We start from the raw sequence: 10247 nt of genomic DNA on the forward strand, positions 1-10247 counted from the left end.
CATGATATTATGATATGCATTAGAGGTTCGCTGCTACTTTCAGATCAAGATCAACAGTCCTAACATGGAAAAGCAAACTAAACGGGCTAAGCCGCCGAAACTTTATCCGCAACTCTGTTATTGCCGCTACAGGCGCTTCTTTACTGCCCTCCATACTTGTTAAAGGCTTAAGCGTCTACCTTCCGCCAAACAAGCATTGCCGACCTATTTAGCCTTGGTCTTTACCTCTAGAAATTAACAGCATTATAAGGAGTACAAGCCCAAGAGAAGGTTCTAGAGATGCTTCCTTCCCTGCCAAAGCACTCAGCCAATAATATCTACATATGCGAAAATCATCTACAGCGGTAACATACTGCTATTTACATAGCAGTCCTTTACTAGCCCATGAAGTGTTGGCATTTTATTAAACAAGAATCGTTTCGGAGAAGAACAGGAAGAAAGCCACCCATACAAAAAAAGCACTTACAAGTTTTACCTTATAAGTGCTTTTAAAAGTGATCCCGTTTGGATTCGAACCAAAGACCTACTGCTTAGAAGGCAGTTGCTCTATCCAGCTGAGCTACGAGACCATTCATTAAGGAAAGTGAACTTCCCTTAAACAAAAAATTTCGGAATTGCTTCCGAAATTTTTTAGTCGGGGTGGCAGGATTCGAACCTACGACCTCCACATCCCAAATGTGGCGCGATACCGGGCTACGCTACACCCCGAACTGTTTTTGCTTTAAAGCTTCTTGTTTTAACAACCTTTCTGCCTTATTGCGGTGCAAAGTTAAGTGAAGATTTCTGATTTGCAAAAGTTTTTTAAACTTTTTTTTATTTCATCATCTTGCTGCGGAGAGGGGGGGATTCGAACCCCCGGTACCCTTACGAGTACGGCAGTTTAGCAAACTGCTGGTTTCAGCCACTCACCCACCTCTCCGTGGTTACCCTTCCTGCTAAAGAGTATGCAAACATACTACAACGCCTATAATAACGCAACACCTAACAGCAAAAAACTATTCAAAAGATGTAGCAATTCTTACGCTATCAAGGCTAACTTCCTGATACTACTACACTTGACAAGTATAAATTATTTAAAATATTTTTCACCTGCAGCGTCTCTCCTGCCCCATTATCCTGCTCCTGCCTGGTTTTGATAACCTTTTCAGCCCTTACTATATACCAAAGTACAGCGGCTGCATGTTAGTAAGTGGTAGTTTAGTATATTTGTAACTAGAGGCAATCGCTGTTTACAGCAATTTATTTTTTTGCCTTACTCCAAAAATGACCTGGTACCAAACCCTTACTTTACTTGAGATCCTGTTCGGCGTACTGTTCGTTGTGCTGTACGTGGGCTATCTGCTGCGTGTGCGTAAGGTGGCGCTATTTTTTAAGCAGCGGCCCCATGGTGTCTGGTTTAAGTTTGTGCTGCGCCTCCTGTACACTGGTCTGTTGATCGTGGCTATACTTGGGCCTTCCTTTGGCGCGATGAAAAAGGAAATCAAGACCATCGGAAAGGATTTATACATAGCCGTAGATTTATCTAAATCAATGGATGCCACAGATGTGCAGCCTTCCCGCCTTGAGAAAGCGAAAGTAGAGACCATGCGCCTGATCAACCGCTTCAACTCTGATCGAATCGGTTTGATGGTTTTTTCTACTGAAGCCTATATTCAAAGCCCTCTCACTTATGATCAAAATGCTTTACAACTGTATGCACAGACATTACGCACCAGTTTACTTCCCCACTCCGGCACCGACTATGCCCCTCTCTTACAACTTACACTTGAGAAGCTAGGCCAGGAGGTTAGCCCAGGGGCAGACGTGCAAAAAGCACGTGTACTGGTCTTGATCAGCGATGGCGAAGACTTCGGAAATCAAGTAGAGCAGTTGGCAGAACAATTGAGGGAGCAGAATATCCGCGTCTATACGTTAGGGATCGGAACCGTAGAAGGCAGCTCTATTCCAGATAACAGAGGCTTTAAGAAAACAAGTGAGGGCCAGACAGTACTCTCAAAGCTAAACCCTGAGCCATTAGTACAACTGGCAGAGTTGACCGGGGGTGCTTACTTTGAAATAAACGAACGTGTAAGCGAGGTAAGTAAGTTGATTAATGCCATCAATAATATAGAAGGAGAGCTACGCGAAAGTAAAACCATTGATGTGACAGCCAATAAATATGTGTACCCTCTGGTACTGGCGCTGGTGCTGATTTTGCTGGATGCTTTTATAACCGTTAAACTTATCAGGATATGAAGCCCCTGTTCCTCGCTATACTTCTGATCAGCTTCTTCAGCGGCGGCATTACCTCTATTTCTCGCATAAACCAGTATGCAAAGGATGCTGCCACAGCTTATTCCCGCAAAGAGTATATAGAGGCAATTGCTGCTTATACTTACCTTCTGAATGATTTGGAGGTTGAAGATGATCAACTTCGTCTCAACCTGGCTCATTCTTATTATCAAGCCGGCTTATACTCACAGGCGATGGCAGCTTACCAGCTTTTGGCTGATCATCCTACACACCACCTTCGCGCTTTGTCTCACTTGCAAATCGGCAATATTTATAGCAAGCAGAAAAGCTATAAGCGTGCACTATCGCTTTACAAGCAGGCTCTGGTGATAGAACCCACAAATGAAGCGGCACGCTACAACTACGAACTACTGAAAAAATACCTGGAGCTGCACCCCGAAGCAGTACAGCCAGAAGAAGACTTACCTGTACCAGACGAGGAAACAGAGGCTGCTCCAGACAGTATACAGGCACCTCCACCAGCTGAAGAAGACCTGGAGTCACAGCCAAAGAAAAACTCTGACGAACGGGGCGAACAGCAAGAAGAGATAGAGCAACCTGAACCTGACTCCAAGGGAGAACAACAGCAGAAAATGGGAGCCCGAGAACTGGAAAATCTACAAGGCAACCGCGAACGCGAGGAAGCCGCCGGTGAAGCTCCTGGCAGCACAAAAGGCCAGAACCAGAACAGCGCGCCTGATGGAAACACCAGGCGCAACAGCAGTGCAGAGGCTCCATCGTCTGAGGATTTACAAGCTCAAACACGAAGATCCAGGCTGCAACAGGCCAACATGAGTCCTGAGAAGGCAAGGCTTCTGCTTGATGCCATGCGGAACGCTGAGGTACAGTACATCCAGCAGTTGCCTAAAAAAGCTACCCGAAAGCCTGACCCAGCAAAGCCGGATTGGTAATACCTCGTCCTTATCCCTTTTTGATTAGAATACTGACACACTTGAGACAAGCGCTTGAAGGGCTGTCGTTTTATTAAATCCTGTTTAACATTCAATCTTATAAGCGAAAGCTGCCTATTATAGGTTCTGGCAAAGAAGCGGCAGCGCTATGAGCTTTATAGCACGATTAAGGTTATTTTACAGGCTTTTGCAGTGCAAAAGACAGACTTTACCATACTCCCAGCACAACTTTAATTCCTAAGATTGAACAAAATGATTTTTTGCGGGATTTAGCTGTATCTAGTTTTTAAATACTATGTAAGCAAGTCAATATTCAAAATCAAAACTGCTAAAGCCGGGCTTGACGACACAAGAAGTTTTTTCAAAAAAAAAGCCTCTGCTAATGCAGAGGCTTTTTCATTTACTGATGCAGTGATTATTGCTTCATAAAGGTCAACGTTTCAACAGTACGACCTCCTTGCAACTGCAACACATATTTAGCTACTGACAAGTCTGTAACATCCAGTTGCAGCACCTGACCTCCTGTTACTTTCGTTTCTCTTACAACACGTCCATCCATGCTAATGATGCGCACAACAAAGGTAGCTTCAACAAGTGATGTCAGATCTAAATTAAGTGTGCCAGTAGTCGGGTTCGGGAACAGCATGATCAGCGATGCAGCTTTCTCATTTATCTGCACAGAAACCACTTTGCTGTACGTCACCTTGCCATCCAGGTCTACTTGCTTCAAACGGTAGTAGATGACACCAGTAGGAGCATTTTTATCTAACAGGTTATAGTCAAGGCGTACATTGCTGTTACCTGCGCCTTTCACCTTACCAACGGTTGCAAAGCTGCGTCCGTCCTGGCTGCGTTCTACTATAAAGTAGTCGTTATTCAGCTCAGAGGCAGTTGCCCAGTTTATCATCACCCCGCCTTTTTGTGCTGTAGCAGCCAAGTTAATAAGCGTAACTGGCAGTGGTGTGATAACATCTTTATCTCGGAAGGCAGGATTGATATCAGTTGATCTATCAAACCCAAAGCTATCGGTATCAAACAGGTCTATCAGGCCATCACCATCTGAGTCATGATAGTAGAGGTTACCAAACACCTGGAAGTTGAGTATGCGGCTACCGGCAGCTATGGTTTCCAGCCATTTTGGATTGATACCTTCTTTTACAGGGGCTGGGTAGAAGTCTGCCGATGCTCCAGCTCTTGCTCTAAAATCAGCAGCCATGGCTAACACATCATCAATAGATAAACCATCCTTATTCAAGTCATATGCCTCTTCAAAGTCAGACTTTCCGTCATTATCGCTATCAGTATCCAGGTAATCAGTAATACTATCACCTTCTGAGTCAACAGGCGTGATAGCCACTCCATTTGTGCCACAACCACAGCTCGCATCGTAGTTATCATCTATACCATCTCTGTCGGCATCCAAACCAGAAGGCAATTTTCTTACAGCGTCTTTTGCCTGTGCTTCCAGGTTGTCCAATATGCCGTCGTTATCAGAATCAATATCCAGGTAGTCAGGAATACCATCACCGTCAGTGTCTGGTATTTTGTCTGGAGTTATTCCGACAGAGCCAGGAATACCGTTTGTACCTACAATACTTGTCAATCTACCTGTGCTTGGGTCGTACTGAGTGGGAGCTTTTCCGCTATGTGCTTCTATCACATCCGTTATACCATCACCATCAGAGTCCAGATCAAAAGAGTTGATAATACCGTCACCGTCTTTATCAAGGTTTGCACAAACACCTTTGGCATTTAACACGCAGAAATCCGCATCTTTATAGTTAGGTATCCCATCCTTGTCATGGTCAGCAGAAGGGTCAATACCACCTGATTCTACTAAATCCGGAATACCGTCGTTGTCGTCATCCAGGTCATCCACATCAGCAACCCCATCTACATCATAATCCAGCATTACTGGAATGGTATAGGTGGCTGGAGTGGCATCTACAGCTCCTTCGGTATCTTTAACGGTATAGGTAAACACTACGTCATTCTCATTGCCATAAGCAGGATCGAAGTAGATGGCGCCTCTTAATGTTAACCAGGAGTAGTCTTTATTAAGCTCTGCCTTATTATCACCTACATACACTATACCTTGAGATTCTGGTGGCAGGCTTGAAAACCGAAACTGTGCCAGGCTGTTAGCAGCTTCGGCATCAGCACCTTTAACCGGATCAATTGCAGTTTTTGGGGCAGAAGTAGAAATTGTTTTAGAGTTACGCACATTTTCTGCTATCGGCTCTCCGTTAATCGGGATGGTGATGGTGGCAACCTCGCTTACTGCACCATACTTGTCTGTAACAGTATAACTTAGTACAACATCATCTAAATTGGCAAAAGCAGGGTCAAAGGTGTTTGTTAGCAAGAAGGTGTTCACGCCATATTCTGGCCCAACTGCTAAACTTACTCCCCCCACAGATAAAGTTCCCTGATTGGCAGTAGGAACGGATAAGAACTTAAACTTTAGTGTATTGAGATCTTCATCGTCTGGATAAATACCATTAGTAATAGTAAGCACCTTTGGTCCGTCGGTGTTTAACATCTTTGTGAAAGTGATGTTTCTAGCTATTGGACGTCGATTATTAGTTACAGGTATAGTGTAAGTAGCCGGAGTAGCATCCCAGGCTTTATCGCTGTCTGCTACCGAGTAAGTAAAGGTGATGTTTCCTGTGGCTGTTGCATCTAGTGGGTCATACTTCAAAGTGTTGTGCAAGTCCCAGCTGTAGGCTTGGCCTTCAGCTACTGTCTGATTATCTACTGTTAAAGTGCCAGACGCAGGCATCGTGGCAATACGGAAAAAATCAGGGATTCCTGCAGGAACTTCACCGTCATTACCTCTAAGCGGATTTAGAAGCGTAGCATCAGCTGTGCTTACAATAGCCGGGCTATGCATTACATCTTCGGCTATTGGCTCGCCATTAATTGGAATGGTGATGGTAGCCGGTGTTAGGTCTTCGGCACCATCGTTGTCAATTACTGTATACTTAATGTATACATCTGCCAGGTTTTCTTCAGCCGGGTCAAAGGTTATTGAAGGCAGACTTGTAAATGTATAAATTTGCCCTGCCTCAACAATTCTACCATTTACTCTTAGTACCCCTTGTGCATCGACTGGTACCTCTAAAAATTTAACGTAAGCAATAGAACCATCTGCATCAGTAGGAAATGCTGTCACAGGTATAGTCAGGCTGCTAACATTCGCTGTATTCAACAGCGTTTGCGTTGTAAAGTCTTTCGTTTCCGGACGTGCGTTATTTTTAAGTGATATTATATAAGTGGCCGGTGTTGCATCCCAGGCACCTTCGCTGTCAGATACAGTAAAGGCAAACGATGCATCCGCAGTTTCTGCATCTAATGGGTCGTAGGCTAACCTGTCTCTCATGCTCCAGGCATAAGGCGTATTCAAGGCCACCGCCTGTCCATCAACCATAAGCGCACCTTGCCCAGTTTTAGTCATTACTTTAAAGAAGCTTGGAGCACCTGCTGGATTTTCGCCATCATTTCCTTCTAGCTGTTTAAGAAGCGTTGCATCGGCTGTGCTTGGTATAGTCGGGTAGTTGGTAACAGCAACTGCAATAGGTTCGCCATTGATTGGAATAGTGATGGTGCCTGCATGTACATCAGGCGTTTCACCATTTTCGCTGTCTACAACTGTAAATCTAAACGTTGCATCTGCCGTATTTGGGCTGGCAGGATCAAATGTTAGCTTATTACTGTAAGCTAACCAGTTGTAATATTTGCTTGTAGTGGCCGCTTCTCCGTTAATATAAAGTAAACCCTGCTCTGGTGTTGGTAATACTGAGATTCTAAACTCTTGTATAGTACCATCACTATCAGATGCTGTTAGAGCATCAATAGAAGTAGCTGCAGCTCCGTTACTTAACGTATTTGTATTTGTTTTACTAAGCGATCTAGGGTAATCGTTAAGCGGTATAGTATAGGTAGCGCTGTTACTTGTTAAACCTCCTGCGTCCTTAACAGTATAATTAAATACTACATCTGCTATAGCCGTATTAACCGGGTCAAAAGTTAATTTGTACCTATCAGCCCACGGATAATCCGTTGTAGTATTGGCATTTACACCATTTACTCTTAAAACACCAATAGCAGTCGAAGGCAAGTTTGATAACCTGAAGGTCAAGGGGTGCTCACCATCCGGATCTGTAGCAGTCAAAATTCCGTCCAGGTTTTCAAAAGCAGCTGTATTGATAATTGGAGTAGAATGAGCAACATTTATAGCTACAGGAGCCTCGTTCACATTGGTAACATTTACAGTAATTGCCTGCTCTTTAAATAGAGTTGGTGAACCATTGTCAGTAACTCTTACAGTAACTAAATAGCTGTTATTTCTATCCGAGTCGGTTGGATTTTCATAATCAGGGGCGGTAATAAATGTTAGCAATCCTGTTGATGGATTGATGCTGAATTTGCCTACATCAGCCCCACCTGAGATAGTATAAGTGAGCGTAGTAGTAGCATCTACATCTGTGGCTGTAACAGTAGTCACTGCTGTGGTATTCTCAGCGATAGTTGTTGCTGCAGTAGCGCTACCTCCATTAGAGGTGATAACAGGAGCCTCGTTTACGTTCGTTACATTGATGGTAAAATTTTGTGTGGCAGAGAATACCACCCCATCCGAAGCACGCACTGTGATGGAGTGCGAAGTAGCACTCTCAAAATCTAAAAGTGCGCCATTAGCAACTGTTACCACACCAGACGTGCTATTGATGGAAAAACGCCCTCCGGCATCATTGGTAAGAGCGTAAGATATAGTACCTCCATCCGGATCAGTAGATCTTGCTGTTATGCCTACAAGTGTTCCGGTAGCAGCATTTTCAGCAACTGTGTTTGCGGCAGCGTTTATGTCTGTAGGGGTAGAAGGAGCCTCGTTCACATTGGTAACATTTACTGTAATTGCCTGCTCATCATAGCTTGTAGCAGAACCAGTCTCCGTAACTCGTACTGTAACAAGGTAGGTGTTTGTTCCTCCCGCTGATCCTGGGGCTTCAAAATTTGGGGCACTTTTAAATGTCAGGACACCTGTGCTTGTGATATTAAATTTTGCAGCATCTGCTCCGCCTATTATACTATAGGTACGGGCATTATTCTCCTGATCAGTAGAGGTGACAGTAGTAACTGCTGTTGAATTTTCTGGTACTGAAATAGACGCCGTAGCTCCTCCTCCATTTGAGTTGATAACAGGGTAGGCATTAAACTTTATCTCACAAACTGAGTGCTGGTTTACTGATGCACCTGTACTTGCTGTGTAGCCAAAGTATACATTAGCATTATTACTAAAAATACTTGCTACTATATCTCCCTTATATTCAGTTCGGAAAGCACCATCAAAATATACAGACATGGTATTAGTTTCCCTGTTCCAGATGATTTTAACTGTATGAGGAATACCATCTTCTACATTGACTGTAGTACTGCTCATCTGCACAGGTGCAGTAGATGTTGCAGTTGCCGCTGATGAGTTCGTTACATTACCATTCCAAAAGAAGTTTGTATGGTCGAATGTTGGTTCAGAGCCGTTTTGGTAAGTATCAAATTCTACCCCAAATGATGGTGTAATTCCTTGAAAACCTAACCCTAACCCTATTGCTCCTGATGCAAAAGCAGGATAAGGGTTAGCACGCTGAAAACCAAAAGCTATACCATCGGCGCCAGCATCGTTATTGCCGAAGTTTGCGTCAAAAGTAATTTCAAAAGAACTGTTTAGGTCAATTGTATATGCGCTCCATACCTGCCCCTGTTGGTTACCTGTAGCAGTTGTAAGGCGGTAACAGTTTGTATCAGTTTTTACAGCATTACCACTTGCCTGATACAAGTCGTTTGTAATCTCAATAGTAACAGGCACCTCAGAGCTACAACCATTAGCATCAGTAACTTTGATGGTTCTGTTGTAAGTTCCAGCAACAGGTGTACCTGTATTAACTGTTATAGTCCCATCTGAATTTAAGGATAAAAAACTTGGAAGTGCTGTACTACCTACTGATGCTCCTGTTATAGTTCCATCAGGGTCTGATACAGTAGCTACTACCTTACCATTAGAAAGCGCCCCCTTCGCATAAACATTATTTGTTGAATAAACGGCAGGATTGCTAGGGTTAACTGTAGCTGTTACGCGAACCCTAGTGCTTTCGCAGCCAGTTGTAGTGTTAACAGCAGTAACCCAGTAGTCTCTGGTTACAGAAACATTAGGTGAGTATGTACTATTTGTTGAGAGAACTGTAGTGCTTGTTTCAGTACTGTACCATCTGTAAGAACCAGTGGAGCCGTTAGCGCCTAAAGTTACATTACCGCTACCGCAACGAACTCCATCTACTTTATTTGGAGTGGCAGGTGTAGGGTTAACTGTTAATACAATATACTGCGAGTAATTTGTATCATCAGTAGGCCATCCCCACCAGCTATAAGTTCTTGTCACATATCTAACTCTATAGTACTTACTGTCATCTGCCAAGTTTGCAGTAAATGTGTAAGAAGCGCTTGTTGCTCCTGATATATTAGAATAGCTAGAACCACCGTTAAGGCTATACTGCCATTGCGTACTTCTTAATTCCGCTGAGCCTGAGTATGTAAATGTATGAGTCACAGATTCACCTTCACACGCTAATTTTGATGTTTGTGCACTAGTTTCTACTGGAGCTAAAAACAAAAAACCCAAAAACATACATGTCCCTGCAATCAAGATTTGTCGAGATCTTTTAGGAGCTAACTTAGAATTATTTATACTACTAACTACTTTAACTTTACCAGAAGCCGCCCTGTTAAAAGCAATGCTAAACAAGAGCAATACTACAATAGATGCAACAATCACTAAACCCGCACCGATACCATCAGCAAATATTGTTGGTGAGACCTGTTGAATAAGCAGGCTTGTGCGTAAGCCCCCCCCATCCTTACCCGGAGAGGCGCACACCTGTGCAAATGATTCAGGATTTACTGCCATGAAAAGCAGCAACAAAGCAACTAAGCGAATGCTATACCTTTTGGTTTGGCTAAAAGTAGTGGTTAGCATGATAAAATAAGTGATTAAAAAATTGTTCGAGGTAAATA

The 10247-nt window shown here is 43.5% G+C and carries 3 protein-coding genes, 3 tRNA genes and 1 pseudogene; 3 read left to right on the forward strand and 4 right to left on the reverse strand.

Annotated features, from left to right (window positions below):
* Window positions 1-89: 89 nt before the first annotated feature.
* Window positions 90-212, forward strand: a pseudogene (locus tag ACFQ2O_RS16670) (twin-arginine translocation signal domain-containing protein); the annotation flags it as partial.
* A 283-nt stretch (window positions 213-495) separates the two neighbouring features.
* On the opposite strand, the gene ACFQ2O_RS16675 reads toward ACFQ2O_RS16670, so the two are convergent.
* The 3 genes from ACFQ2O_RS16675 to ACFQ2O_RS16685 all read right to left on the reverse strand — a co-directional run bounded on the left by ACFQ2O_RS16675 (window position 496) and on the right by ACFQ2O_RS16685 (window position 919).
* Window positions 496-569 (reverse strand) — tRNA-Arg (locus ACFQ2O_RS16675).
* Window positions 570-634: 65 nt separating this feature from the next.
* Window positions 635-708: transfer RNA gene (locus ACFQ2O_RS16680), tRNA-Pro, on the reverse strand.
* Between the two features lie 124 nt (window positions 709-832).
* Window positions 833-919: transfer RNA gene (locus ACFQ2O_RS16685), tRNA-Ser, on the reverse strand.
* 344 nt (window positions 920-1263) lie between these two features.
* On the opposite strand from ACFQ2O_RS16685, the gene ACFQ2O_RS16690 reads away from it, so the two are divergent.
* Window positions 1264-2235, forward strand: a complete 972-nt coding sequence (locus tag ACFQ2O_RS16690) for a VWA domain-containing protein (RefSeq protein WP_377530323.1) — start codon at window positions 1264-1266, stop codon at window positions 2233-2235.
* A complete protein-coding gene (locus ACFQ2O_RS16695; protein WP_377530325.1) occupies window positions 2232-3182 on the forward strand; it encodes an aerotolerance protein in 951 nt (316 codons plus the stop codon). The genes ACFQ2O_RS16690 and ACFQ2O_RS16695 overlap by 4 nt, the downstream gene beginning before the upstream one ends.
* Window positions 3183-3597: 415 nt before the next feature.
* Here ACFQ2O_RS16695 and ACFQ2O_RS16700 read toward each other — a convergent pair whose 3' ends face one another.
* Window positions 3598-9615, reverse strand: coding sequence for a lectin-like domain-containing protein (locus tag ACFQ2O_RS16700; RefSeq protein ID WP_377530329.1), 6018 nt, complete (start codon window positions 9613-9615; stop codon window positions 3598-3600).
* Window positions 9616-10247 lie beyond the last annotated feature (632 nt).

The organism is Pontibacter rugosus (genome assembly GCF_042678745.1).
Taxonomy (GTDB): domain Bacteria; phylum Bacteroidota; class Bacteroidia; order Cytophagales; family Hymenobacteraceae; genus Pontibacter; species Pontibacter rugosus.